At 62.2% G+C, this 24,604-nt stretch carries 21 protein-coding genes and 1 tRNA gene; 5 read left to right on the top strand and 17 right to left on the bottom strand.

The features are described from left to right. Positions 1–132: 132 nt before the first annotated feature. From BLR92_RS15370 to pgi, 6 genes are all read right to left on the bottom strand, one after another. Positions 133–1,815 carry an HD domain-containing phosphohydrolase gene (locus tag BLR92_RS15370; protein WP_089730163.1) on the bottom strand — a complete coding sequence of 561 codons (1,683 nt, stop codon included), beginning with the start codon at positions 1,813–1,815 and terminating at the stop codon, positions 133–135. Between the two features lie 94 nt (positions 1,816–1,909). Further along, positions 1,910–3,121: a phosphoserine phosphatase SerB gene (gene serB / locus BLR92_RS15365; RefSeq protein WP_089730162.1), complete on the bottom strand. Its 1,212-nt coding sequence runs from the start codon at positions 3,119–3,121 to the stop codon at positions 1,910–1,912. Between the two features lie 103 nt (positions 3,122–3,224). Continuing rightward, a complete protein-coding gene (parC, locus tag BLR92_RS15360; RefSeq protein ID WP_089730161.1) occupies positions 3,225–5,477 on the bottom strand; it encodes a DNA topoisomerase IV subunit A in 2,253 nt (750 codons plus the stop codon). Positions 5,478–5,671: 194 nt separating this feature from the next. Continuing rightward, complete coding sequence (gene parE, locus BLR92_RS15355) at positions 5,672–7,552, bottom strand: DNA topoisomerase IV subunit B (RefSeq protein WP_089730160.1); 1,881 nt, start codon at positions 7,550–7,552, stop codon at positions 5,672–5,674. A gap of 3 nt (positions 7,553–7,555) precedes the next feature. Beyond that, positions 7,556–8,233, bottom strand: coding sequence for a YqiA/YcfP family alpha/beta fold hydrolase (locus BLR92_RS15350; RefSeq protein ID WP_089730159.1), 678 nt, complete (start codon positions 8,231–8,233; stop codon positions 7,556–7,558). A 28-nt stretch (positions 8,234–8,261) separates the two neighbouring features. Next, on the bottom strand, positions 8,262–9,962 hold the full coding sequence (gene pgi / locus BLR92_RS15345; RefSeq protein ID WP_089730282.1) for a glucose-6-phosphate isomerase: 1,701 nt from the start codon (positions 9,960–9,962) through the stop codon (positions 8,262–8,264). A 133-nt stretch (positions 9,963–10,095) separates the two neighbouring features. On the opposite strand from pgi, the gene cmoA reads away from it, so the two are divergent. Both cmoA and cmoB read left to right on the top strand, forming a co-directional pair. Continuing rightward, positions 10,096–10,836: a carboxy-S-adenosyl-L-methionine synthase CmoA gene (cmoA, locus tag BLR92_RS15340; protein WP_089730158.1), complete on the top strand. Its 741-nt coding sequence runs from the start codon at positions 10,096–10,098 to the stop codon at positions 10,834–10,836. A gap of 12 nt (positions 10,837–10,848) precedes the next feature. Beyond that, complete coding sequence (gene cmoB / locus BLR92_RS15335) at positions 10,849–11,838, top strand: tRNA 5-methoxyuridine(34)/uridine 5-oxyacetic acid(34) synthase CmoB (protein WP_089730157.1); 990 nt, start codon at positions 10,849–10,851, stop codon at positions 11,836–11,838. Positions 11,839–12,000: 162 nt separating this feature from the next. Here cmoB and BLR92_RS15330 read toward each other — a convergent pair whose 3' ends face one another. The 7 genes from BLR92_RS15330 to BLR92_RS15300 form a co-directional block, all read right to left on the bottom strand. Then, the gene (locus tag BLR92_RS15330; RefSeq protein ID WP_089730156.1) at positions 12,001–12,897 is read right to left on the bottom strand and encodes a PA4780 family RIO1-like protein kinase; all 897 of its coding nucleotides are present in this window, start codon (positions 12,895–12,897) and stop codon (positions 12,001–12,003) included. A 121-nt stretch (positions 12,898–13,018) separates the two neighbouring features. Continuing rightward, positions 13,019–14,479, bottom strand: a complete 1,461-nt coding sequence (gene cysN / locus BLR92_RS15325; protein WP_089730155.1) for a sulfate adenylyltransferase subunit CysN — start codon at positions 14,477–14,479, stop codon at positions 13,019–13,021. Positions 14,480–14,658: 179 nt separating this feature from the next. Next, entirely contained in the window at positions 14,659–15,570 is a 912-nt protein-coding gene (gene cysD / locus BLR92_RS15320) for a sulfate adenylyltransferase subunit CysD (RefSeq protein WP_089730154.1), read from the bottom strand. Between the two features lie 145 nt (positions 15,571–15,715). Next, positions 15,716–16,438: a phosphodiesterase gene (locus tag BLR92_RS15315; protein WP_089730153.1), complete on the bottom strand. Its 723-nt coding sequence runs from the start codon at positions 16,436–16,438 to the stop codon at positions 15,716–15,718. Beyond that, positions 16,438–16,884: a DUF1249 domain-containing protein gene (locus tag BLR92_RS15310; RefSeq protein ID WP_089730152.1), complete on the bottom strand. Its 447-nt coding sequence runs from the start codon at positions 16,882–16,884 to the stop codon at positions 16,438–16,440. Before BLR92_RS15310 ends, BLR92_RS15315 begins: the two co-directional genes overlap by 1 nt. Positions 16,885–16,888: 4 nt before the next feature. Continuing rightward, positions 16,889–17,518 carry an NUDIX domain-containing protein gene (locus tag BLR92_RS15305; RefSeq protein WP_089730151.1) on the bottom strand — a complete coding sequence of 210 codons (630 nt, stop codon included), beginning with the start codon at positions 17,516–17,518 and terminating at the stop codon, positions 16,889–16,891. Between the two features lie 131 nt (positions 17,519–17,649). Beyond that, positions 17,650–18,291, bottom strand: a complete 642-nt coding sequence (locus BLR92_RS15300) for a TRAP transporter TatT component family protein (protein WP_089730150.1) — start codon at positions 18,289–18,291, stop codon at positions 17,650–17,652. A gap of 97 nt (positions 18,292–18,388) precedes the next feature. Here BLR92_RS15300 and greB point away from each other — a divergent pair, with 97 nt between their 5' ends. Then, on the top strand, positions 18,389–18,928 hold the full coding sequence (greB, locus tag BLR92_RS15295; RefSeq protein ID WP_089730149.1) for a transcription elongation factor GreB: 540 nt from the start codon (positions 18,389–18,391) through the stop codon (positions 18,926–18,928). Positions 18,929–18,932: 4 nt separating this feature from the next. Here greB and BLR92_RS15290 read toward each other — a convergent pair whose 3' ends face one another. The 3 genes from BLR92_RS15290 to BLR92_RS15280 form a co-directional block, all read right to left on the bottom strand. After that, positions 18,933–19,928, bottom strand: a complete 996-nt coding sequence (locus BLR92_RS15290) for a class I SAM-dependent methyltransferase (protein ID WP_089730148.1) — start codon at positions 19,926–19,928, stop codon at positions 18,933–18,935. Continuing rightward, positions 19,925–20,686 carry a methyltransferase domain-containing protein gene (locus tag BLR92_RS15285; RefSeq protein ID WP_089730281.1) on the bottom strand — a complete coding sequence of 254 codons (762 nt, stop codon included), beginning with the start codon at positions 20,684–20,686 and terminating at the stop codon, positions 19,925–19,927. Before BLR92_RS15285 ends, BLR92_RS15290 begins: the two co-directional genes overlap by 4 nt. Before the next feature lie 73 nt (positions 20,687–20,759). Beyond that, positions 20,760–22,253, bottom strand: a complete 1,494-nt coding sequence (locus BLR92_RS15280; RefSeq protein ID WP_089730147.1) for an amidase — start codon at positions 22,251–22,253, stop codon at positions 20,760–20,762. A gap of 71 nt (positions 22,254–22,324) precedes the next feature. Between BLR92_RS15280 and BLR92_RS15275 the strand changes: the two genes are divergently transcribed. Further along, positions 22,325–22,401: transfer RNA gene (locus tag BLR92_RS15275), tRNA-Arg, on the top strand. Between the two features lie 96 nt (positions 22,402–22,497). On the opposite strand, the gene BLR92_RS15270 is transcribed toward BLR92_RS15275, so the two are convergent. Continuing rightward, on the bottom strand, positions 22,498–23,379 hold the full coding sequence (locus BLR92_RS15270; protein WP_089730145.1) for a LysR family transcriptional regulator: 882 nt from the start codon (positions 23,377–23,379) through the stop codon (positions 22,498–22,500). A gap of 171 nt (positions 23,380–23,550) precedes the next feature. Here BLR92_RS15270 and BLR92_RS15265 point away from each other — a divergent pair, with 171 nt between their 5' ends. Continuing rightward, positions 23,551–24,585, top strand: coding sequence for an amino acid ABC transporter substrate-binding protein (locus tag BLR92_RS15265; RefSeq protein ID WP_089730143.1), 1,035 nt, complete (start codon positions 23,551–23,553; stop codon positions 24,583–24,585). Positions 24,586–24,604 lie beyond the last annotated feature (19 nt).

Here is a 24,604-nt window from a genome sequence, read left to right as displayed (position 1 = left end):
CCTCCTGCATGAATACTTGGCGTCCTTCCCCTGCGCCAGCTTCTTTCAGTGTGGCCTACAATCGTTGTTTGAGTTCCCCGCTATTTTAGCTTTTGCCGTTTTTTGTTGTCATCGGCAAAGGTCCGCACCCTGTCATTGACGCGGCAGCAACTTCGGACTCGGCGCCGTTACCAGTGAGTCGATGCTGCCGAGGGCCTTGATTTCGCCATCGACGCGCTGCTGCGTCGTCGGACTTATCAGCGCGACTTGTCGCGGCAATCCATGCCGATCGAGACGCTGGACCCAACCCCGCGCACCGCCGCTGAAATGCGCCAGGCTACCGATGGGATGCAGCCCGAAATGACGGATATAGCGCTGAACCCACTGGCTGTCGAAGGTTCTACCGTGAGTCAGCAGATAGCGATAGATATCCTCGGTGGACCAGGCTGCACGGTCGGCCCGTGGGCGGCCCATGGCATCGATCACATCGACGGTCATCGCCATCCGGCTCAGCGCGGATAATTCATCGCCACTGCGCCCGACGGGATAGCCGCGGCCATCGATGCGCTCGTTGGCCTCGCCAATCACGCTCTTGATGACCGCCGGCGCCAGCCAGCGACAACTGCGCAGGCGCTCCTGGATCAGCGCCACGTGGTCCGCCAATTGCCGGCGCTGCTGGTCATCGAATTTCGGGCTGTCTCTCAGGCTATCGGGCAACAACGCCTTGCCCAGATCATGCACCAGCCCCGTCGCGACCAGCGCCTTGAGCAATTCTCGCGGTGCGTTGCGAGCCTGGGCCAGATCGGCCAGGCGGATCGCCACGGCCAGGCAATGCTGCACCAGGCTCGGCTCGCGATGCAGGCAGACACTGGCAAACAACAACGCCTCGCGGTCTTCTTCGAGCAGACTCAGCAACGCATCGCTGTTGCGTGACAGCAACGCGCTGTCGATCGGCGAGCCTTGCTGCAACTGCAGCAACTGGGCATTGAGATAATCGGCAATCTTGGATAGGCGCCGTGCCATCGGGGTCGCATAGGCGGGCGGTGCACGCCGCACCACAGGCTCTTCCACCACTGCCGGTACCGCCTGGAAAAGCGCCGAGGGCGGTCTGGTATCATCCTCGCCGGGCATCGCCTTGCGCGCGCTCTCGCGCTCGATCTCCTGAACCAGGAACCACACCAGCCGCTCGAAGCGCGGCGTCGGTGCGGCGAATTTACAACCCACCAGCGCGCGTTGCCAGGCCTCGTCGGTCTGCACATGGCGAATTTCCACACGCGCCGCCAAGCGCTGCCCATTGGGGAAGACCGCTTCAAACCGTGGCAATGCCTGCCCGTGGCGCAGCGCCACGGCCTTGGCCAACGGCAGCTTGAGCAGGCAGCCGCCCAGCGACAGATTGAGCAACTCGGCGTTGATCGCCTCGCCCGGTATATCGGTGTCGAGTTCGACGGCAACCGACATGCCCGAGCCCAGCTCGGCGCGAAAATCGTTGCGCCGATGCCAGACATCCAGCCGCCGGGGATAAAGGCACGCGAAACGCAATCGACCCGGCACATCGTTGAGCGGCGTCGCGACGAGCGTTTCGGTCGTGACCATCGCGCCATCCGCCTGGCCGGTCAGACGGAAGGCGCGTTCGGCCGTCAAGGCGCCGGCAATCGAGGATACCGCCGTCACATCGAGAATCAGTTGCTGGCCATCGATCGTATCGACCAGCAGCACCGGTACTGGCGGCGCCGTCTGCTCCTCAAAAGCCAGTGACACGCCGCCGGGCTGGCTCATCGCCTCCAACAACGCAGCAATCTCGCCCGTATGCTCGACTACGGTCGGCGTCTCGCTCATCTCATTCCTCTCAACGTACCCATGGCGGACACGACCGGCGGTGACCGCCAGGCATCCCGTTGTTATTGGTCATATCCGCTGCCGACAGCGGCGCTCAATCGGCATCTTCAAGGTCAGCGTGGCGGTAGCCGATCAGGTAAAGCACAGCGTCCAGTCCCAACGTCGAGATCGACTGCCGGGCCCGGCTGCGTACCAACGGCTTGGCGCGATAGGCGATACCCAACCCGGCGGTGGCCAGCATCTTGAGATCGTTGGCGCCATCGCCCACGGCAATGGTCTGCTCCAGGCGCAGTCCCTCGCGCGCGGCAATCTCCTGCAACAGCGCCGCCTTACGATCGGCATCGAGAATCGGCTCGCTCACCTCGCCGGTGACCTTGCCATCGCGGATGACCAATTCATTGGCATGAATCTCATCGAAGCCGAGCTTCTCCTGCAAGTGGCGGGCAAAGTAGGTAAAGCCACCGGAGAGAATGGCGGTACGATAGCCCAACCGCTTGAGATGCGTCATCAACCGTTCGGCGCCATCCATCAACGGCAGATTCTCGGCAATCTCGGCGAGCACCGCTTCGTCGAGACCCTTGAGCTTGGCCATGCGTTCGCGAAAGCTCTGCTGAAAATCCAGTTCGCCGCGCATCGAGCGTTCGGTGATCGCGGCGACCTCGTCATACACCCCATGGCGTCGCGCCAGCTCGTCGATGACCTCGGCCTGAATCAGCGTCGAATCCATGTCGAAGCAGATCAGCCGGCGATGGCGGCGCCAGATCGAGTCTTCCTGTATGGCGATATCCACGCCATGCGTGGCGCCCAGCGCCAGCGCCTTCTCGCGCAGCGACTCGAGATCGACTTCTTCGCCGCGCAACCAGCACTCGACGCAGGCTCCGTGGGGCAGCGCCTCGCCATCCAACGGCTCGCGGCCGGAAAGGCGGTGGATCAACTCCACGTTCAGTCCATGCTCGGCGGTCAGCGTGCCGACTTCGGCAAGAATGCCGGCCGGCAAGCGTGGCGCCAGCAAGGTCAGAATCAAGCGCGGTTGGCTCGCCTGAATGCTCCACTGCCGATAATCATCGGCGCCAATCTGAATAGCTTGAACGTCGAGACCCAGTAAATCACCGGCTTCATTGAGGGCCGTCTCGAGTTCGGCCTCCCGGTCGAGGCCGACCAGCGCCTCCAGCGAGACGACACCGAAGGTGACGCTCTGGTTGATATCCAGGAGACGCGCGCCGCATTGGTCCAATACCCGGCCCAGACCGGCGAGTTGGCCGGGGCGCGCGGCGCCGGTGGCGCGAATCAGGATGCGTCGAGTCATGAATAACCCTTAGTCATAAGAGGGAAGTAGAAAGTACGGCGCTTCGCGCCTTGAAGAAAAACAGAGCGCACACCCCTCTTCAGCCCGGAGGGCTCTTCCCACTTCATTCTTCCGCCTCAAGTCGATCGACCTTTTGAAACCCCCGCGGCAGCTTGCTGCCCCGGCGGCCACGCTCGCCGGCATAATAGGCGAGATCACTGGGTTTCAGGGTCAACTTGCGCTTGCCGGCATGCACCACCAGCGCATCGCCTTCGCCCAGCACCAGCATGTCGCGCACGAATTCCTCACGCCGCGCCGCACGAGCGCCGGGAATGTCGATCATCTTGTTGCCCTTGCCCTTGGTCATTTCCGGCAGTCGATCGATACCGAACAGCAACATGCGCCCTTCGTTGGAAACCAGCACGACGCGCGCACCGGCTTCCTTGGGTAGCGCCCGAGGCGGCAGTACGTTGCAACCCTTGGGAATCGACAGTGCGGCCTTGCCCGACTTGTTCTTGCCGATCAGTTCGTCGAGCCGTGCGATGAAGCCGTAACCGCCGTCGGATGCCAGCAGATAGCGGGTCTCGGGCGGCGCCAGCATCAACCCCACCATATGCGCGCCGGCGGCCGGGTTGATGCGACCGGTAACCGGCTCGCCCTGGCTGCGTGCGCTGGGCAGATTGTGCGCGGCCAGCGTGTAGGCGCGCCCGCTGTCGTCGAGCAACACCAGTGGCTGATTGGTCTTGCCGCGCGCCGCCAGCAGGTAGCGATCGCCGGCCTTGTAGGACAACCCCGCCGGGTCGATCTCGTGACCGCGAGCCGCGCGAATCCAGCCCTTTTCGGAAAGCACCACGGTGACCGGATCGGCGCCCATCAGCTCGACTTCGGACAGCGCCTTGGCCTCCTGGCGCTCGACGATCGGCGAACGCCGCGCATCGCCATGCTCTCGACCCGCTTCACGCAGCTCTTCCTCGATCAAGTCGGTCAGCGCCTCGTCGTTGCCAAGCAATTTCTTGAGATGCTTGCGCTCGGCCTTGAGCTCGTCCTGTTCGCCGCGAATCTTCATCTCTTCGAGCTTGGCCAGATGGCGCAGGCGCAGTTCGAGGATCGCCTCGGCCTGGCGATCGGAAAGCCCGAAGGCGTTCATCAGCGCGGGCTTGGGCTCGTCCTCCTCGCGGATGATGCGGATCACCTCGTCGATGTTCAGGTAAGCGGCGAGCAGACCTTCCAGGATATGCAGGCGGTCCTCGACCTTGCCCAGCCGATATTCGAGACGCCGGCGCACCGTGGCGCGACGGTAGCGCAGCCACTCGCCGAGCATGTCGGGTAGCGGCATCACCCGCGGACGCCCATCGAGGCCGATGATGTTGAGATTGACGCGAACGCTCTTCTCGAGGTCGGTGGTGGCGAACAGATGCGCCATCAGCGCCTCGATATCAACGCGATTCGAGCGCGGTTCGATCACCAGCCGCGTGGGATTTTCATGGGTCGATTCGTCGCGCAGGTCGGCGACCATCGGCAGCTTCTTGGCCTGCATCTGCGCGGCGATCTGTTCGAGCACCTTGGAGCCGCTGACCTGATAAGGCAGCGCGGTGACCACCACGCTGGCGTCTTCCAGGGCATAGCGGGCACGCAGCTTGACCGAGCCACGCCCGACCTCGTAAAGCCTGGCCAGGTCGGCACGCGAGGTGATGATCTCGGCCTCGGTGGGAAAATCCGGCGCCGGCACATGCTTGACCAGATCGCTGACCGTGGCTTCGGGGTTGCGCAGCAGGTGGCAGGTCGCCTCGACCACCTCGGCCACGTTGTGTGGCGGAATGTCGGTGGCCATGCCTACCGCGATGCCGGTGGCACCGTTGAGCAGCACGTGCGGCAACCGGGCCGGCAGCACCGCCGGCTCGTTCATGGTGGCATCGAAATTGGGCGTCCAGTCGACCGTGCCCTGGCCCAGCTCGGCGAGCAGCGTCTCGGAGAACTTCGACAGCCGCGCCTCGGTGTAGCGCATCGCCGCGAACGATTTCGGATCGTCGGGGCTACCCCAGTTGCCCTGGCCGTCGACCAGCGGGTAACGGTAGCTGAATGGCTGCGCCATCAGCACCATGGCTTCGTAACAGGCGCTATCGCCATGCGGGTGGAATTTACCCAGCACGTCGCCGATGGTGCGCGCCGACTTCTTGTACTTGGCATTGGCGGTCAGCGACAGCTCGCGCATGGCGTAGATGATGCGCCGCTGCACCGGCTTCATGCCGTCGCCGATATGCGGTAACGCACGATCGAGAATCACGTACATCGAATAATCGAGGTACGCCTTCTCGGTATATTCGCGGAGCGAGAGGCGTTCGACGTCGCCCTCTTCCACATGAATGTCCATGGTCATAGCAACGAGGCCCTGAAAGTGTCGCGGGTGATGTTCAGTCTTGGTGAAACGGCCCGGCAATAGGCGGAAGATCGCCGCTACGCGGCTGGAAGATGGAAGAGCGACGCTTCGCGCCTTAAAGAAAAACCAGCGTCACTTCCATCCCGCGGCTCCTCTTCTTTCTTCCCTCTTCAGCCCGGAGGGCTCTTCTTTCTTCACACTTCTATATCTGCCAGATTGCCGTAATCCTCCAGCCAACTCTTGCGATCCGACGCACGCTTCTTGGCCAGCAGCATATCGAGCATCTCGCTGGTGCCGTCGCCGTCGATACGGGTCAGTTGCACCAGGCGCCGGGTGTCCACCGCCATGGTGGTCTCGCGCAGTTGCAGCGGACTCATCTCGCCCAGGCCTTTGAAGCGCTGCACGTTGGGGGTGCCGCGCTTGCCTTCGATGCGCTTCAATATCGCCGCCTTCTCGCTCTCGTCGAGGGCGTAGAAGACCTCCTTGCCGAGATCGATGCGGTACAGCGGCGGCATGGCGACGAAGACGTGGCCGGCCTCGACCAGCGCTGGAAAGTGGCGCACGAACAACGCACACAGCAGCGTGGCGATATGCAGGCCGTCGGAGTCGGCATCGGCGAGAATGCACACCTTGTGATAACGCAGCTTCGAGAGATCGGCACTGCCCGGGTCGATGCCGATCGCCACGGCGATATCGTGGACCTCCTGGGAGCCGTAGATATCGTGGGATTCGACCTCCCAGGTATTGAGAATCTTGCCGCGCAACGGCAGGATCGCCTGGGTCTCGCGATCGCGCGCCTGTTTGGCGCTGCCGCCGGCCGAATCGCCCTCGACCAGGAACAGCTCGCTGGTCGCCGGGTCCTGCCCCGAGCAGTCGGCCAGCTTGCCGGGTAACGCCGGGCCCGAGGTGATCTTCTTGCGAGCGACCTTCTTGGCGCTCTTCTGGCGGCGCTGCGCGGCGCTGATCACCAGTTCGGCCAGCGCCTCGGCCTGATCGACGTGGTGATTCAGCCACAGCGAGAAGGCGTCCTTGACCACCCCGGAAACAAAGCCGGCAACGGTGCGCGACGACAGGCGCTCCTTGGTCTGACCGGCGAACTGCGGATCGAGCATCTTCACCGAGAGCACGAAGGAGACGCGCTCCCAAAGATCCTCGGCACTCAGTTTTATGCCGCGTGGCAACAGGCTGCGGTAGTCGCAGAACTCGCGCAGCGCCTCGAGCAGTCCCGAGCGAAAGCCATTGACATGGGTGCCACCGAGCGGCGTGGGAATCAGGTTGACGTAGCTTTCCAGCAGCGGCTCGCCGCCTTCGGGTAGCCATTGAATCGCCCAGTCCACGCCCTGCTCGTCATCGGCGAAATGACCGATGAACGGCGATGCCGGCAGCACCTCGAAACCGTCGGTGGCCTGGGCCAGATAATCGCGCAGGCCATCGGCGTACTGCCAGACGCTCTCGGCGCCGTCGGTCTCGGTCAGCACCACCTTGAGACCGGGGCATAGCACCGCCTTGGCGCGCATCAGGTGCTTCAAGCGCGGTAGCGACAATCTCGGCGAATCGAAATACTCGACCTCGGGCCAGAAACGCACCACCGTGCCGGTCGCGCGCCTGGCGCAACTGCCGATGACCGATAGCTCCTCGACCTTTTCGCCCTTCTCGAAGGCGATGCCGTGACGATTGCCATCACGGCATACCTCGACCTCCAGGCGCTGCGACAGCGCATTGACCACCGACACCCCGACGCCATGCAGGCCGCCCGAGAAACGATAGCTCGACTGCGAAAACTTGCCGCCGGCATGCAGCTTGGTGAGGATCAGTTCGACCCCCGACAGGCCGTGTTCCGGGTGCATGTCGATGGGCATGCCACGACCGTCGTCGCTGACCTCGACGCCGCCGTCGTCGAGCAGGCGCACACGGATCTCGCTGGCGTATCCGCCCAGCGCTTCATCGACGCTGTTGTCGATGACCTCCTGGGCCATATGATTGGGCCGGGTAGTGTCGGTGTACATGCCGGGGCGCTTGCGCACCGGCTCGAGGCCGGAAAGGACTTCAATCGAGGTGGCGCTGTATTGCGTCATGCGTTATCCAGAATGCTGTCTTGGGTCATTGGGTGCCGCCTTTGGCGTTACGGGTTTCGCTACCTTATCCAGTGGGTGGCCGCCGTGAGCCAGCACGGCGGGTAGATAATCCGCGAACCGACTGAAGCCGTGATCGCCGCCCGGCACGATGAGCGTGCGGCAACCGGCATAGGCGTTAAACGCATCGCGGCAGTCGAGCGTTTCATCCGCGCTGCCGATCAACAGCAGATAACGCTCGGGCGCGAGCCTGGCAGGCATTAGCTCGCTCAATTCGTCATGGTGCAGCGTTTCGATGATAAAGCGCTCGCCCGTATACTCGTTAACGAAATCCGCCCCCAGCCACTCGTCGACCAGACGCGCCGGGCGCACCGCGGGATTGATCAGCACCGCCGCCAGGTCATGACGCTCGGCCAGGCACGAGGCGAGAAAGCCCCCCATCGAGCTACCCACCACCAGGACGTTCGGACCGAGTTCCTGCAATGCCGCCTCGGCGATGGCCAGCGCCGCGTGCGGGCGATGCGATAACTGCGGCGTCAGACAAGGCAGCTCACGCCCCTGATGCTCGATCAGCGAGCAGGCCTCACGCACCAAGCGCGCCTTGGGTGAGCCGCTACCGCTGTTGAAGCCATGCAGATAGAGCACCCCATCGACCGGCGCCGGTCGCTGTCGATCGCTTAGCATAGCGCAAAAACTGTACGAAAAAACAGTATCAATACGACTCCTCGGCACGCCATATCGCTTCGATCAAGCCACGGCTGGAAGCGTCCAGCGACTCGAGGCCGTCATGCGAGGCCATGACCTGTTCGGCCTGGGTGGCGATCTTCTTGCCCAACTCCACACCCCATTGGTCGAAGGGATTGATATCCCAAATGGTCGCTTGCACGAATACCTTGTGTTCATAGAGCGCGATCAGCGCGCCCAGCGTTTCAGGCGTCAAGCGCTCGAGCAGCAGCGTGGTCGATGGCTGATTGCCCCGATAGCGCTTGTGCAGCGGACGTGGGCCGTCGTCTTCGATTGCCTCGTCACCCAGCATCAACACGCGCGACTGGGCGAAGCAATTGGCCAGCGTCAGGCGATGCTGGGCCTTCAGATGCGCGCGCGTGGCGTTGTCCTCGACGCGGTCGTAACGGCGCATCGGGGCGATGAAGTCGCACTCCACCGCCTGGGTGCCCTGATGCAACAACTGGTAGAAGGCGTGCTGGGCATTGGGTCCCAACTGCCCCCACAGCACCGGGCAAGTGGAATAAGCGGTGACATCGCCGGCGTTGGTCACCGATTTGCCGTTGGACTCCATTTCGAGCTGTTCGAGGTAGCTGGCGAAGAATTCCAGGCGACCATCGTAAGGCAAAATCGAATGGGCGCGCACGTCCAGAAAATTAACGTTCCAGATACCCGCCAGCGCCAGCAATACCGGCAGGTTGTCGTCGAGTTCGGCAGTGGCGAAATGGCGGTCCATGGCATGCGCGCCGGCCAGCAGGGCATGAAAGTTCTGCATGCCGACGACCAGCGCGATCGGTAAGCCGATGGCGCCCCACAACGAGTAGCGCCCGCCGACCCATTCCCAGAACTCGAGCTGGTTGGCATCAGAGACACCCCACTCGCACATTTTTTCGCGGCTGGCCGAAACGCCGATGAAATGCTGGCGCATGACCAGGTCGCGATCGCCATCGCCGTTGACCAGATGCGACAGCAGCCAATCACGGGCGGTGCGCGCGTTGGAGAGCGTATCGATGGTCGTGAACGATTTCGACGACAGCACGAATAGCGTGGTCTCGGGGTTGAGGCGCGTCAGATAGTCGGCGAGTTGCGAGCCATCCATGGTCGAGGCGAAATGCACCTCGACCGAATGCACGTCGCGCGGCCGGTAATCGGCTAGCGCATGGGTGACCATCAGCGGTCCCAGATCGGAGCCACCGACACCCAGGTTGACCACGTCGGTGACCGCCTTGCCGGTGGCGCCGCGCCACTGGCCGGCATGGAATTTTTCGACCATCGCCGCCATGTGTGCCAGCGTCTCGTGCACCGCCGGCACTACGTCCTCGCCATCCACCTCGAGGCGCGCATCCACAGGCAGGCGCAGCGCCGTATGCAGCGCCGGGCGATCTTCCGAGCGATTGACCCGCTCGCCGGCGAGCAACCGCGCGATGGCCTGCGGCACCCCGGCGTCGCGCGCCAGATCGAGCAACTTGTGCAAGGTCTCGTCATGCCAGCGCTGCTTGGACAGGTCGAGCATCAGCCCGGCGGCGCGGCGAGTGAACGCGAGATGACGCTCGCCCGACGCGCGAAACAGATCCTTGAGATGCACGTCGCGCATGTCTTCGGCATGCGCACTCAGCGCCCGCCAGGCGGGACTCTGGTCTATCGAGGCAGGGGCATTCGGGGCAGAGTCAATCGGGGCGGATGAAGACATCGGCATTTCTCTCCTTGAGCCTCGCGTCTTGATCGAGCGGCTCTCGATGCTCGGTTGATGGGTGCAAGCCGGAAAGGCGATGCGTAAAATACAGTCGTTATACGGCACCCACTCTCATTTGACGTAAATTTCCATGACCGATGCATCTTACCGTGACGCGATCTTTACGACACCCCTCGACCGGGTCGCGTCGTTTTCCTTCGACGAGCGTGTGGTGGCCTGCTTTCCCGACATGATCCGCCGCTCGGTACCCGGCTATGGTCAGATACTCGGCATGCTCGGGGAGATTGCGGCACGTCACCTGCGCCATGGCGGGCATGTCTACGACTTGGGTTGCTCACTCGGCGCGGTGGGCCTGGCGCTGGCCGGGCGCCTGGCGCCGGATGCCTTCACGCTGACCGGTGTCGACCTGTCGCCGGCGATGGTCGAACGCGCCCGCGCCACCTTCTCTGATGAATGCCCCGAGCATCGCATCGAAATCGTCGAATGCGATATCCGCCATCTGGACTATCGCCCGGCGAGCATGATCGTGCTCAATTTCACCCTGCAGTTCCTGGCGCCCGGCGACCGCGAGGCGCTGATCGACAAGCTGTTCGCTGCGCTGGAGCCCGGCGGCGTGCTGGTGCTGTCGGAAAAGATCGTCGCCGCCGACGAGCAGGAAAACGCCTGGCTGGTCGAGCGCTATCACGATTTCAAGCGCGCCAACGGCTACAGCGACATGGAAATCAGCCAGAAGCGCACCGCGCTGGAAAACGTGCTGGTGCCCGATACCCTCGAGGCCCATCATGCGCGGCTATCGCGCGCCGGTTTCTCGCGGGTGACGACCTGGTTTCAGTACCTCAATTTCGCCTCGATGATCGCCTTCAAGGATTAAGGAAGCCACTTCTTGCCTCTTCCCAACCCGCACCAGGCGCTCTACCACGCCTTCGTCGAACAAGGGCTGACGCGCTGGTTGGCACGGCTCCCCGAACAGCTCGCGTGCGGGCTCGATCGCAAGCGTTACGGCGATCTACCCGCCTGGGAGAAAGCGGTGGCCAAGTTGCCTCGACTGCCCTTCGATCGCGTCGCGCATCTCGATCGCGACAGCGTGACTGTCGAGGTGACGCTCACCGATGCCCAGCGACGCCAGGCCGAGAACCTGCTCAAGAAGCTCTCACCGTGGCGCAAGGGGCCCTTCTCGCTCGGTGGTATCGAGATCGACTGCGAATGGCGCTCGGATTGGAAATGGCAGCGCATAGCGCCGCACCTGTCACCGTTGGCTGGTCGACGGGTTCTCGACGTGGGCGGCGGTAGCGGTTATCACGCCTGGCGCATGGCCGGCGCCGGCGCCGATTTCGTATTGGTCATCGACCCTTCGCCACGTTTCTATTACCAGTTCCAGGCGGTGCGGCATTTCATCGGCGACGCCGATGGCGGGCGCACGCATTTTCTGCCGGTGGGCATCGAAGACGTGCCCGAGCGGCTCGAAGCCTTCGATACGGTATTCTCGATGGGCGTGCTCTACCATCGGCCCTCGCCGCTCGATCACCTGCTGCAATTGAAGGATACCCTGCGCCCCGGCGGCGAACTGGTGCTGGAAACGCTGGTGGTGGAGGGCGACGCCAGCAGCGTGTTCATGCCCGGCGAGCGCTACGCCAGCATGCCCAACGTCTACTTCATGCCCTCGTCCAGCGCCTTGAGCCACTGGCTCGAGCGCTGCGGCTTCAGCGACATGCGTGTCATCGACGAAGCTACGACGACACTCGATGAACAACGCGCCACCGAGTGGATGACCTTCCAGTCGCTGGCCGACTTTCTCGACCCCAGGGATCGCTCACGCACCATCGAGGGTCATCCAGCGCCACGCCGGGCGATGATCGTGGCGCGCAAGCCCTGAGCTTTGTCCGAAAACTGTCTGCGCTCGACCATACTGCGTTAAAAATCAGTTCAACGTACTCATTTACCTCAGTAAACTCCGCCATTTCACTGATTTTTGCCTTATCTGATCATCGCTCGCCGACTTTTCGTGCAAACCTAGGCGTAATGTCATTCGCGATCGTCAACGAGAGGAGCGCCAACCGCCCGGCGCGTCGTCCTCGCTGGCATCGTCGTCGTTTTCGTCATCGCCGGGGCCACGGCCGAGATGCTCGTCCTGGGCCGCGTCGATCTCGCGCATCACCGCAGCGAGATCGGCGCTTTGTTCACTGCGCGCGAAGGTGCCGGTCAGGGCGACATCGGGGTGCAGCTTGCCATGTTCGAACAATGACCAGATTTCGCCGGCGTAATCGATCTTCAGTAGCTCCGGGGCGAAGCGGCCGAAATAGCGGGTCATGTTGTCGACGTCGCGTGTCAGCATGCGCTCGGCGTTGTTGTTGGCGGCGGCGTCCACGGCCTGAGGCAGGTCGATGATCACCGGCCCCTGGGGCGTCAGTAGCACGTTATATTCGGACAGGTCGCCGTGGATCAGCCCGGCGCTGAGCATCTTGACGATCTCGCCGATCATCACCTGGTAGAAGTCGCGCGCCTCATTGGCATCGAGTTCGACATCGTTGAGGCGCGGCGCGGCATCGCCGTCAGTGTCGACGATCAGATCCATCAGCAATACGCCATCGATGAAACCATGCGGCCGAGGCACGCGCACCCCGGCCGAAGCCAACCGATAGAGCGCGTCGACCTCGGCGTTCTGCCAAGCTTCTTCCTGCTCTCGACGACCGAAGCGCGTGCGCTTTTCCATGGCGCGCGCCTGGCGACTGTTGCGCACCTTGCGTCCTTCCTGATACTCGGCCTGATTGTGAAAGCTGCGTTTGCTGGCCTCCTTGTAGACCTTGGCGCAACGCGTCTCACCCTGGGCTCTTACGACATAGACGGCGGCTTCCTTGCCGCTCATCAGCGGCCGCATCACCTCATCGATGAAGCCATCATCGATCAGCGGCTGTAGACGTTTCGGGGCTTTCATTCGACCTCTGTTTTAGCCTGGCATATCGTGACACAGCATACCGCCTTGTCGGCTGATCGTCATAAACACCTTCGGCCCGCCAGTTGGCGGGCCGAAGGTGTTGAGAGCGAGAAGATGAAGCCTATGACTTGAACAGCTCGCGCACGTCTCTGGCCTCCCAGTGCGGAAAGTGTTTACGCACCAGCGCGTTGAGGTCGGCCTCGAAGGTCTGCCAGTCGACCTGCTCGCCACCCGCGTTGCCATTGCCCTCGGCGACACCGCGCACCATGCCCACGCCGACCGTGACGTTACTCAGCCGGTCGATGACGATAAAGCTGCCGGTGCCAGGGCTGACGCGGTAGTCGTCCACCGGTACCTGAGTCGTCAATTCCAGCCGGCAGCGGCCGATGGCGTTGAGCCCGAGCGAGTCGGCGGCATGCGTCTGGAGCGTATTGACGTCGGTCTGGTAATCGATAGCGCTGACCTGGCCACTCAGATCGCGGGTGGCCAGCTTGATATCGTAGAGCTTGCCGGTTTCCAGCGCGGTATCGTGCATCCACACGATATCGGCGGTGAAGCTGTTGGAAAGTGGCACCTCGGCGTTGGCGGCGACCAGCCAGTCGCCGCGCGAGATATCGATCTCCTCATCCAGCGTGACGGTGATCGCCTGGCCGGGATAGGCCTGTTCGAGATCGCCGTCGAAGGTGACGATGCGCTCGACCGTGGCGCTCTTGTTCGAAGGCAAGGCTTTGATTCGTTGGCCGGGGCGCAGGATGCCGGCGGCCAGGGTGCCGCAGTAGCCGCGAAAGTCGAGATTGGGGCGGTTGACGTATTGCACCGGCAGCCGCAGGTCGCTGAGGTTCTGGTCGAAGGCGACCTCGACGCTTTCGAGCAGTTCGAGCAGCGCGGGGCCCTGCCTAGCCTGGCCGGGTTCTCCATCAACCTGGTACCAGGGCGTCTTGTCGCTCTTGTTGACGACGTTGTCGCCATCCAGTGCCGACAGCGGCACGAAGCGGATATCGCGTACCTGGAGCTTGTCGGCGAACTCACGATACTCGGCGACGATCTCGTCGAAGCGCGCCTGCGAGAAGTCCACTAGGTCCATCTTGTTGACGGCGATCACCAGGTGCTGGATGCCCAGCAGGTCGGCGATGAAGCTGTGGCGTCGCGTCTGCGTTTGAACCCCATAGCGGGCGTCGATCAGGATCACCGCGAGGCTCGCCGTGGAGGCGCCGGTGGCCATGTTGCGGGTGTACTGCTCGTGCCCCGGGGTGTCGGCGATGATGAACTTGCGCTTGTCGGTGGAGAAGAAGCGATAGGCGACATCGATGGTGATGCCCTGCTCGCGTTCGGATTGCAGGCCGTCGACGAGCAGCGCGAGATCGACCTTGTCGCCGGTGGTGCCGCTCTTCTTCGAGTCGCGGGTGATCGCGGCGAGCTGATCCTCGTAGATCATCTTGGAGTCGTGCAGCAAGCGCCCGATCAGCGTCGACTTGCCGTCGTCGACGCTGCCGCAGGTGATGAAGCGCAGCAGGTCCTTTTGCTCATGCGCTTGCAGATAGCTTTCGATGTCGTCGGCGATCAGATCGGATTGGTGTGACATGGGGAACCCTTAGACGGAAGAAAGAAGAAAGAAGGGGGAAGAAAAGCCACCCCTACCTGCCTAGTTCTAATAGTTAGCTGAACGAATAAACATGCCGAGCGTTTCCATACATCGAGCTTCTCGAAGTCCACTGTATTACCTCTGCCGACCTCTCTCTTCGGGCCTTCTGAGCCTTCGGCTCAGAAGTACCCTTCCCTCTTTTTGCGTTCCATCGAACCGGCCTGGTCGTGGTCGATGGCGCGCCCGCTGCGCTCCGAGGTGCGGGTGAGCAGCATCTCCTGGATGATCTCGGGCAGGGTGGCGGCCTTGGACTCCACCGCGCCGGTCAGCGGGTAGCAACCAAGGGTGCGGAAGCGCACCCATTTTTCCTCGGGAACTTCACCGGGCTCGAGCGGCAGGCGCTCGTCGTCGACCATGATCAACATGCCGTCGCGCTCGACCACCGGGCGCGGCGCGGCGTAGTACAGCGGCACGATGGGGATCGATTCGAGGTAGATGTATTGCCAGATATCCAGCTCGGTCCAGTTGGAGAGCGGGAACACCCGGATCGATTCACCCTTGTCGACCTTGGCGTTGTAGACGTTCCACAGCTCGGGGCGCTGGTTCTTGGGGTCCCAGCGGTGGTACTTGTCGCGGAACGAGTAGACGCGTTCCTTGGCGCGCGAGGCTTCCTCGTCGCGCCGGGCACCACCGAAGGCGGCGTCGAAGCCGTGCTGGTCGAGCGCCTGCTTGAGCGCCTGGGTCTTCATGATGTCGGTGTACTTGCTGCTGCCGTGATCGAACGGGTTGATGCCCGCCGCGCGGCCTTCCTCGTTGATGTGCTCGATCAGCTGCATGCCGGTCTGCGCGGCCATCTTGTCGCGAAAGGCGATCATCTCGCGGAACTTCCAGGTGGTGTTGACGTGCATCAGCGGGAACGGCGGCGTGCCGGGGTAGAACGCCTTGCGCGCCAGGTGCAGCATCACCGAGGAGTCCTTGCCGATGGAGTACATCATCACCGGGTTGCGGAACTCGGCGGCGACTTCGCGGATGATGTGGATCGATTCCGCTTCGAGCTGTTTGAGGTGAGTCTGACGTTCGGGAGAAAGCATCGCGGCTTGGCAACCTCTCATAACGATGGCGCGTGCGGCGCGCAGAACGGGTTATGAGGGCACGTTACCGACTTAGCCACAATAACGTCAAAGAATTAAGAGCCATCCTTTAAGCATTAAAAGCTATAATCAAGCCGTGAAATACTCAGATGTCGATGCGCTCTACCCAGGTCGTCAGAGTTTCTCCTTCAAGGTCGATGACACGAAAGCCTGGGCGCGAGGCTTCATCGATGGCGAAAGACGCCGAACCGGCGAGAAACTGATCGGTGGTGGCCGGGCAGCCATAGACGGCGACTTCGCCGTACTGCTTGGCGAAGGCTTGATGAATATGGCCGCAGAAAATCGCGCGGACCTGGGCATAGGCGGCCAATGTCTGCCACAGCGCCTCGCGGTCGCCGAGGCCGATGGCGTCCATCCATGCCGAGCCGATCTCCAGCGGTGGATGGTGCATGGCCAGCAAGGTCGGTCGGTCGTCGTCTTCCAGCCTCAGCGCCAGCGCCTGAAGCTGAGCCTGTCCCAGCTCGCCATGCGCCTGCCCGCTGAGCCGCGAATCGAGCATCAACAGACGCCACTGGCCAAGATCCACCTCGTTATGGATCTCGTGCTGCTCGACCATCAGCCGCGGGTGGTCATGATTGCCGGGGAGCCAGAACCATGGGCAGTCGAGCGAACTGAAAGCCGCTGCGGCATGCCGGTAGGAGGCCGGCGTTTCGTCCTGGCTGATGTCACCGCTGACCAGCAGTATATCGGGACGTAACGACTTCGCACTCTCGAGTACGGCTTGCAACTGACGCAGTGGAAAACCCTTGCGCGAACGCGCCTCGGGATCGGCAAGCAGGTGACAATCGGTGATTTGAATCAACCGCATCAACGCAATTCCGAAAGATCGACGGCATGTCCATGGGCAAGCCCATGATCCAGCCATTCACCGAGAAAACGGTTGAGCTGAAGTTTCTCGTCGGGTTGGTGCATGCGCGGGTTGGGATAGCGATAACGCCCACTGAAGTGGCGCTGACGCTGAAAATCGGTGACTTCGGCCATGCGCACATCGTGGTAGAGATGCACCGTCATGCGTGGCGACTCGACGATGCCGTCCAGCACGCCGCTCTGCGCCACTCGCACGATGGTGGTGTACGGCGCGTGCTCGGCAACCTCCAGCCACAGTGTGCCAAACCGGCCGGAACGACTGGCCAGCGGCACTTCGCGCACATCCCCGGCACCCAAGTCGCCGAGCAGGCGGGTCATGCGCAGGTAATTTACCGTGCATTCCCCCTGCAGCGTCCTGAGATCGGTGACATAGGCGGTTCTGGGCATCGGTTTACCTCCTTGCTCGCAATGAAGCCCGCTCGCGTGCCAGCCAATAAAAGGCGATCAGGCACATGGCGTTGTCGAGTCGCCCGGCATCGAGGAGTTCCCAGGCTCGTGCAAACGGTAGCACATGCACCAGGATATCTTCGTTTTCTTCTGCAAGGCCATGCACGCCACCCAACGCTCGGCAATCGACCAGGCCGCAGAACATCGTGACTTTCTCGCTGCACGCCCCAGGGCTGGGATAGTAGGTATGCAGCTCGATCAGCTCCTGTATCTCGCAACCGGCCTCTTCGATGGCCTCGCGACGTGCGACATCGGCGGGATCTTCACCGGACTCGATCAAACCGGCCACCGGCTCCAGCTTCCATGGGCTTAACGGGTCGTCCAGTGCGCCGGCACGAAACTGTTCCACCAATACCACACTGTCGCGTTCAATATCGTAGAGCAATACCCCCACGGCGTCGCGGCGAACATGTACCTCGCGCGTTATCGTCGCGCTCCAACCCCCCTCAAACAGGCGATGGCGCAGGTGACGCTGCTCGAGGCTGAAAAAGCCCTGATGCAGGCTATCGACGCTCACCCGCTCGACATCGGCAGCGGCGAAGCGCGGGCTATCCAGCGATTTCTCTTCGGCCATGCGGCCTCCATCGGCGGTAGGGCACTTGAAGCGCACCCGTGAACGGCACAGTGCGCTCCATTATCCTGACCCACCCCGCCGATTCCAACCACGACCGAGACATTGGCAGCCGTGTTTGGTCCATGGGAACGCTACTCGAGCGATTCGAGCAGTGCCCGGGCATCCTCACGGCGCGCCTCGTCGGAATCCTCGCGGCCCTCGCGAACTTGGCCTTTCACGGCGCGGCGCGCATGCTCGATGGCCTGTTCAGTGCGCCCCTCTTCGGCCAGAAACGAAGCGTAGTAGTAATTGACATCGATGCCCTGCGGGCGAATTTCCAGGGCCTTCTGGAACATCGCCTCGGCGGTTTCGCTATCACCGAAGGCGATAGGCCAGCCGGGAGCGCGAGCATAAAGCGCGCCCAGGGTGACATACGCCGAGGCATTGCTGCCGCGAGGATCGATCTCGATGGCGCGTTCGAGCGCGGCGCGCGCCTCCTTGGCCGGCCCCAGCGCGCCCAAACCGCCCTCGGCACTAGCCAGCGAGGCCAGTATGATGCCTTGCCAGGTCAACACATCGGCATTGTCGGGGTATTGCTGCGAGAGAGCCTCGGCCTCGCCGGCCAACGCCTTGAGCGTATCGACCTGGTCATCGGGAGAATTATGCGTGGTGACATGCTCCCAACGATTCTTGAGCGAGAACAGCTCGCTTGCCTGGGCCAGAACGTTCGGCACGACCAGCAACAGGGCTAAACCCAGGACGCTGGCTTGCAGCAGACGGCGAGGTATCGGCATGGTGGCTCCTTGGTGTGCGTTATGATTGTCAATCCAGCAGCCTAAAATGTAACGAACGTTTGAATTATTTGCCATTCACACTTTGTATGGACCCACCATGAAAGGACGCAACATGACGCGCTGGCGCGATCCCGCCAAGGATCCGCGCCAGGAAAAGAAGAGCCATCTGATCACGCCGCAAGGCTATGCGCGGCTCAAGGGTATCCACGAACATCTCTCGCGGGTGCGACGCCCCGAACTTTCGGCTAAGGTCGGCGAAGCCGCGGCACTCGGCGATCGCAGCGAGAACGCCGATTACACCTATAACAAGAAGGAACTCAACCGGGTGATCGCGCGTATCCGCTATCTCGGCAAGCGGCTCGACGAGTTGCAGGTCGTCGATCGCCTGCCGGCGGATACCGAGCGCATCTACTTCGGCGCCTTCGTGACGCTGGAAGACGATAGCGGCGATGAGTTGGCCATCCGCATCGTCGGCCACGACGAAACCGATACGCAGCGTCACTGGATCAGCGTCGATGCGCCACTGGCACGTGCCCTGCTCGGCAAGGGGCTGGACGACGACGTCACGGTCGCTGCGCCGGGCGGCGAAACTACTTACATCGTCACGGCCATCGATTATCGCGATCCCAACGCGTGACTACTCAATGCTTCACGGCGCGATAGACGCGAAAACGCCGATCATCGGCAAGAATCTCGAAACCGCCGAAGGCTGCCTGGAGCCGGTCGGGGTACGGCAAAAAAGCATTGGCGACCAACGTCAGGCTGCCGCCTTTGACGAGCCGCGCTGGCGCTTCGCCAATCAGCCGTGCGACGGGGCCGTAATCGATGGCGCGCTCCTGATGAAACGGTGGGTTACTGATGATCGCATCGAAGCGCTGGCCCTCGGCCAGCGCGGAATAGACGTCACTATGCTGCACGGCTCCGCTCAGGCCGTTGAGAGCCAAGGTGCGGCGCGTCGCTTCCACGGCAAAGGCATTGATATCCAGCGCCGTCACATCGTCGCCACGCCGTGCCAGCCAGGCGGCGATGATGCCATCGCCGCAGCCGACATCGAGGACTCGCTGGCTCGCCCTGCCCGGCGTTTCGGGCAGCAATTCGAGCAACAGGCGGGTGCCGTCGTCGAGCTTGCCGTGGCCGAATACGCCGGGATGGCTGGCGAGTTGCAAGTCCAGCGCCTCGAACGTCGACCAGGCGGCATCCGCAGCGAGGTCGACTCGCCCCAGGCGCGTCTCGAACAACGTGCAACGCCTGGCGCTGTCGAGCTTGCGACAGCCCAGCCCCAGCGCCGCCAATACCTTGAGCACGTGCTTGATACCACCTTGGTTCTCGCCGACCACTTGCAGGCGCGTGCCCTCCGGCAATTGCGCGCATAGCGCCAGCAACCACCACTCGCCCAAGGCATGCGCCTTGGGCCAGAACAGCACCGCGCCGGGCATGTCGCCGATGGTCGGCTCCAGGCTGCAATACACGTTCATGCCCCGCCCTCGCCAGGCCTCGCAGACACCCAGATCGGCGCTCCACAATTGCCCACTATCCTCTTCCAACCAGGGGTCGCGCGGCGGCGCCACCCACAACCAGCCGCGATAATCCGCGTTCTGGCGCTCGAGCAACTGGCAGGTAGGCGTAGCGGCACTCATTCGATACTTTCCGACATATTCTTTGCAACAAGAGGTTTGCGTACGCTGTACAGCAGATAGCGGCCCAGCCGCCAGTGTGGTTCGACATCGCAGTAGCGACGCTCGAGTTCGAAGAGCCGATCCAGCGTCGCGCGGTCCGGTTCGCGCTCACGCAGGTAGTCGTGAAACACGCGAATACCGGCGACATGCTCGACGATCAGCCCCTGCTCGGCCAGCCAGGTAGCGACCTGCGTGTGCGTCAGTGGCGAAATCGGCGTCAGCCGCTGGCGTTTGCCGGTACCGGCCAGGCGGTCGTCGAGGGCCTTGTCGAGATTGCCCTTGATCACGTTGGAAAAACGCAGCGCATCGCGATTGAAAACCATCAACGACAGATAACCACCCGGCTCGAGCAATTCGGCCAGGGTGGCGATCGCCGTTTGAGGGTCGACCAGCCACTCCAATACCGCATGACAGACGATGAGTGGCCAGGGACCAGGGGATCGCTCGGGCAGCGCCTGCAACGGCGCCTGCAGGCAGCGCACAGTGGTCCCATCCAATGCCTCACGGGCTCGCGCCAGCATCTCGACGGAAGGCTCGGTGAGCGTTACCACGTGCCCACGCCCGGCCAGCCAGGCGCTCATCTGCCCCAACCCACCGCCGACATCGAGTGCCGGCTGAGCGGTCAGTGGCAGCGTTCGCGGCAATAGATAATCCAGCAGCGCCAGGCGCAACTCACCACGAGAAGCGCCATAGAGACTGGCGGCGAATTTATCGACCATGCCATCGAAAATGCGATCGCTGGATGTCAAGACGGTAGTCAAGGCAATTGCTCTTTAGTAAAAGCCTACAAGTCTAGCGCAGCGGGTTTGGCATCGTCTGCCAGGGTTTGGCTTGTTCCAACTGCCCCGCCAGAGAAAGCAGGCGTTTGTCGTCACCCATCGCCGCCATCAGTTGCACGCCGATGGGTAATCCTTGTGGCGTGCGATGCAGCGGCACCGACATCGCCGGTTGCCCGGTCAGGTTGGCCAATTGCGTGAACGGCATATAGCTCAGCGCCTCATGGGAGAGTCGTTCAAGCGCGCCCATGCGCAGAGCCAGACGCGACAAACCGGGTATTGCCAGCAGGCGCATCAGATGCTGCTCGCGGGCACTGGGATAGAGCTGGCCAATGTGTGGCGGCGGCCCGGCCAGCACCGGCAACAGCAGCATGTCGTAGCGCTCGTGGAACTCACCCATGGCGCGGGCCAGATCGTTCCAACGTTGGCGAGCCAGCAAATAATCGGCCACCGGCAGAGCCTTGCCCAATCGGCCCAGTGCCCGCGTCGTCGGCTCGATATCGAGCCGATGCCTCACCACGCCAGTCTGCTCGCTGATCCACGCCAACTGTGCAGCAGCCTGCCCCAGGCACATCGTCAAATAGCACTGCGCGAGTCGCTCGCCATCCACTGGCGGATCGTGCCATTCGACGACATGACCCAGCGATTCCAGCAGCAGAGCGGCATTTTCCACGCCACGACGCACCTCGGGATGTACGCCACTGCCTACGGGAGAGCGCAGCGATACGCCAATCCGCAACGTTGCCGGCGGGCGCTCTAATGCCTCTCGCCAGCCACCTTCATGAGGCAACGGCAACGGCAGCGGCGCCCCACGATCCATGCCATTGACGGCCTCCAGTGCCGCTGCGGTATCGCGCACGCTGCGCGTCAGCACCCCTTCGGACACCGCGCCATCCCACAGCTCGGCGTAATTCGGCCCTTGCGGCAATCGGCCACGCGAAGGCTTGAAGCCGAACAACCCGCAGTTGCTGGCCGGAATACGAATCGAGCCGCCGCCATCCGCCGCCGAGGCAAGCGGCACCAGCCCGGCAGCCACGGCCGCCGCAGCCCCACCACTCGAACCGCCCGGCGAATGCTCCAGCGACCAGGGATTATGCGTCGCGCCAAAGGCATGCGGCTCGGTAATGCCCATCAGCCCCAATTCGGGCGTGTTGGTTTGCCCAAGAATCACCAGCCCGGCACGCCGATAGCGCGACACCAGCGTGCTATCCAGCGGGGCACGCCAATCGCGTAGCGCGGCACTTCCGGCGCACAATGGCTCGCCGGCGATGGCCAGCGCCAGGTCCTTGGTCAGAAAAGGCACCCCGGCAAAAGGCGCGACTGGATCCACCTGAGCGAGTTCGTCGCGAGCCTGCGCAAAACGCGTGCGCACGACGGCGTTGATGGCTGGATCATGCGACTCGATACGCTGGCAGGCGGCTTCAAAAACCTCTTCTCGCGATACCTCGCCTTTGCGAATCAGCGCAGCCAGGGCCAACCCATCGTAGCGAACGTATTCATCGTCGCGCACGCACACTCCTGCGGCCAGCGGGTTTATCTTGTCCAGTCAGACGCTTATAATGCGCCACTCACGACGCCCCGGCCCCCATAGCTCAGCTGGATAGAGCGTCCCCCTCCTAAGGGGAAGGTCTCAGGTTCGAATCCTGATGGGGGCGCCATCCGACCCGCATGGTTACGCCTCTCCTTCCATTTCTATCTTATACTACCACTCTGCTCTCTCGATTCGGACACCATATGGACACCGCAACGAGAAGTCATACCGTAGTCACCAAGCGCTGCCAAAAATCGTTAGCTAGCGGGTTTCGATTCCCCAGCCAACGCACCAGAATAATCTCAAGGTGCTCCGATGGCATGTCGGGATAGAGTTTGACCAATCGCTCATCTTCGATGAGCTCCGCGACCATGCTATGTGGCATGCAGGCGGCACCCTGCCCCATGGCGACCATCGGCTTGAGCGCTTCGGAAACCGTCGCCTCGAACACCCGTTTGAGACGTTGCGGTTCGGGATGTCGGCTCACCTGGGCACGCGACAGTTCATGCAACTGCGCGGTACGTGAGTAGGTCAGCCATGGTATGGGGGCATTGGATTGGTTGCATAGCTCGGCTATGCCCGGCGCACCCACCCAATAAAGCTCATCCCGCCCCAGGAACATCACCTCGAAATCGTCACGTTGAAAGTAGCGCTGCGATTCCATATCGCGATAGAAGAGAATGAAATCGCAACGCCCCGACATAAGAGCCATGTAGTAGTTTTCGGTACTCTTGTGGCCCGTATCGATCCGCGTATAAAGCGGCGACTCACGACTGGAATATTGCGATATCCATTGCGGGAAAAAATTGCACGCCAACGTATGCAGTGATGCGAAAGTCAGGGGGTGATCGAGCACCTTGACGCTTTGCTCGCACTCATGGGAAAGGCGCACCAGCTCGGCGGCGGTAGGCAACAATGCCTCACCCGCGGCGGTCGGCTTGAGCGGTATTCCCCGCCGGGAGATCAACGGGGTTCCCAAGTGTGCTTCCAGCAGCTGGATGCGTCGACTCAGCGCGGATTGGGAACAGCCACGCAGGCTGGCCGCCGCCGTGAATTTGCCCGTCTCCGCCAGGGCTAGAAAGTCGGCATACCAACTGACATCCATATTAGATCATCCATATATTCGATAGCGCATGCGGTTTCTTGGGTCAATCAATGCTATCCCGAGAACGGTGCCATGCGTACCGTTATCTGGCAAATGGGCCTGTCGACTCTATTTCTATCTTCGCTGACTTGATCCATTGAAAAAATGACAACAACGGAAAGGGGTAGAATTATGCAAAAAACGAGTTCTCTTGCGCGGCTGGCACAAGCATCCGTGTTGTTGATGGGTGCAGGTTATTTGGGAAGCGCTCAAGCGGGCATCCTGGAAGATGTGCAAGCTCGCGACACACTGCGTTGCGGCATCAGCAGCGACAAGGCCGGGTTTTCTTTCCTGACGAATGACGGCCAATGGACCGGCATGGATGTCGACCTGTGCCGCGCCGTCGCCGCCGCCGTGCTTGACGATGCCGATAAGGTGGAGTACGTGGTGACCACCGCCAAGAATCGACTCACCGCACTGGCGTCTGGCGGAATCGATGTGCTGTCACGCTCCACGACATGGACGGCCTCACGCGATGCCAACCTGGGCGTAGACTTCACGACACCCTGGTTCTACGACGGCCAAGGTTTCATGACCCATGCCGATTATGGCGTGGAAAAACTGGAGGACCTGGATGGCGCGTTGTTCTGTCTCTCGCCAGGAACGACGTCCGAGCGAAATCTAGAAGACCATTTCGGTCGTCGGGGACTGAGCTATCGCACGATAGTCATCGAGAAAAGTACCGAACTTTACAATGCTTTCCAGCAAGGGCGTTGCGATGCGATCACCAATGACGTATCCGGACTCGCCGCTCGCCGTACTCTGTTCGCCAATCCCGATGACTACATCATGCTCCCCGATGTCATCTCCAAGGAACCGCTGGGCGCCTATGTCCCGCAGGGCAATGCCGAGTGGCGAGACATCGTCACCTGGACGGCCTTCGCCTTGATGAATGCCGAAGAGCTGGGCGTGACCTCCGAGAACATCGACGAGCTACGCGACACCTCGAAAAATCCCAAGATCGCCCGCCTGCTGGGAACCGATGGGCGTATCGGCGAGCGCTTCGGCTTGAGCAATGACTGGGCCTATCAAGCGATCAAGCAGGTCGGCAACTACGCGGAAATATTCAACCGCAACGTAGGGCCGGACACGCCATTGAAATTCGAGCGCGGCCTGAACCGTCTGTGGAGCGATGGCGGCCTGCTCTACCCCGCACCGATTCGTTAAATCCTAAGCCGCTCGACAT

Source organism: Modicisalibacter muralis, assembly GCF_900102945.1.
Taxonomy (GTDB): Bacteria; Pseudomonadota; Gammaproteobacteria; order Pseudomonadales; family Halomonadaceae; genus Modicisalibacter; species Modicisalibacter muralis.
The sequence above is the reverse complement of the archived record's forward strand: the minus strand, read 5'-3'. Positions and strand labels throughout refer to the sequence as shown.

Coding starts and splice junctions, on each gene's coding strand:
- BLR92_RS15330 (WP_089730156.1), bottom strand. CDS start 12,897: ATGAAAGCCCCGAAACGTCTACAGCCGCTGATCGATGATGGCTTCATC.
- greB (WP_089730149.1), top strand. CDS start 18,389: ATGAAAGGACGCAACATGACGCGCTGGCGCGATCCCGCCAAGGATCCG.
- BLR92_RS15300 (WP_089730150.1), bottom strand. CDS start 18,291: ATGCCGATACCTCGCCGTCTGCTGCAAGCCAGCGTCCTGGGTTTAGCC.
- parC (WP_089730161.1), bottom strand. CDS start 5,477: ATGACCATGGACATTCATGTGGAAGAGGGCGACGTCGAACGCCTCTCG.
- cysN (WP_089730155.1), bottom strand. CDS start 14,479: ATGTCACACCAATCCGATCTGATCGCCGACGACATCGAAAGCTATCTG.
- cmoA (WP_089730158.1), top strand. CDS start 10,096: ATGACCGATGCATCTTACCGTGACGCGATCTTTACGACACCCCTCGAC.
- serB (WP_089730162.1), bottom strand. CDS start 3,121: ATGACTCGACGCATCCTGATTCGCGCCACCGGCGCCGCGCGCCCCGGC.
- cysD (WP_089730154.1), bottom strand. CDS start 15,570: ATGCTTTCTCCCGAACGTCAGACTCACCTCAAACAGCTCGAAGCGGAA.
- parE (WP_089730160.1), bottom strand. CDS start 7,552: ATGACGCAATACAGCGCCACCTCGATTGAAGTCCTTTCCGGCCTCGAG.
- BLR92_RS15370 (WP_089730163.1), bottom strand. CDS start 1,815: ATGAGCGAGACGCCGACCGTAGTCGAGCATACGGGCGAGATTGCTGCG.
- BLR92_RS15350 (WP_089730159.1), bottom strand. CDS start 8,233: ATGCTAAGCGATCGACAGCGACCGGCGCCGGTCGATGGGGTGCTCTAT.
- BLR92_RS15305 (WP_089730151.1), bottom strand. CDS start 17,518: ATGGCCGAAGAGAAATCGCTGGATAGCCCGCGCTTCGCCGCTGCCGAT.
- BLR92_RS15265 (WP_089730143.1), top strand. CDS start 23,551: ATGCAAAAAACGAGTTCTCTTGCGCGGCTGGCACAAGCATCCGTGTTG.
- BLR92_RS15285 (WP_089730281.1), bottom strand. CDS start 20,686: ATGGTCGATAAATTCGCCGCCAGTCTCTATGGCGCTTCTCGTGGTGAG.
- BLR92_RS15315 (WP_089730153.1), bottom strand. CDS start 16,438: ATGCGGTTGATTCAAATCACCGATTGTCACCTGCTTGCCGATCCCGAG.
- pgi (WP_089730282.1), bottom strand. CDS start 9,962: ATGTCTTCATCCGCCCCGATTGACTCTGCCCCGAATGCCCCTGCCTCG.
- BLR92_RS15270 (WP_089730145.1), bottom strand. CDS start 23,379: ATGGATGTCAGTTGGTATGCCGACTTTCTAGCCCTGGCGGAGACGGGC.
- BLR92_RS15310 (WP_089730152.1), bottom strand. CDS start 16,884: ATGCCCAGAACCGCCTATGTCACCGATCTCAGGACGCTGCAGGGGGAA.
- BLR92_RS15290 (WP_089730148.1), bottom strand. CDS start 19,928: ATGAGTGCCGCTACGCCTACCTGCCAGTTGCTCGAGCGCCAGAACGCG.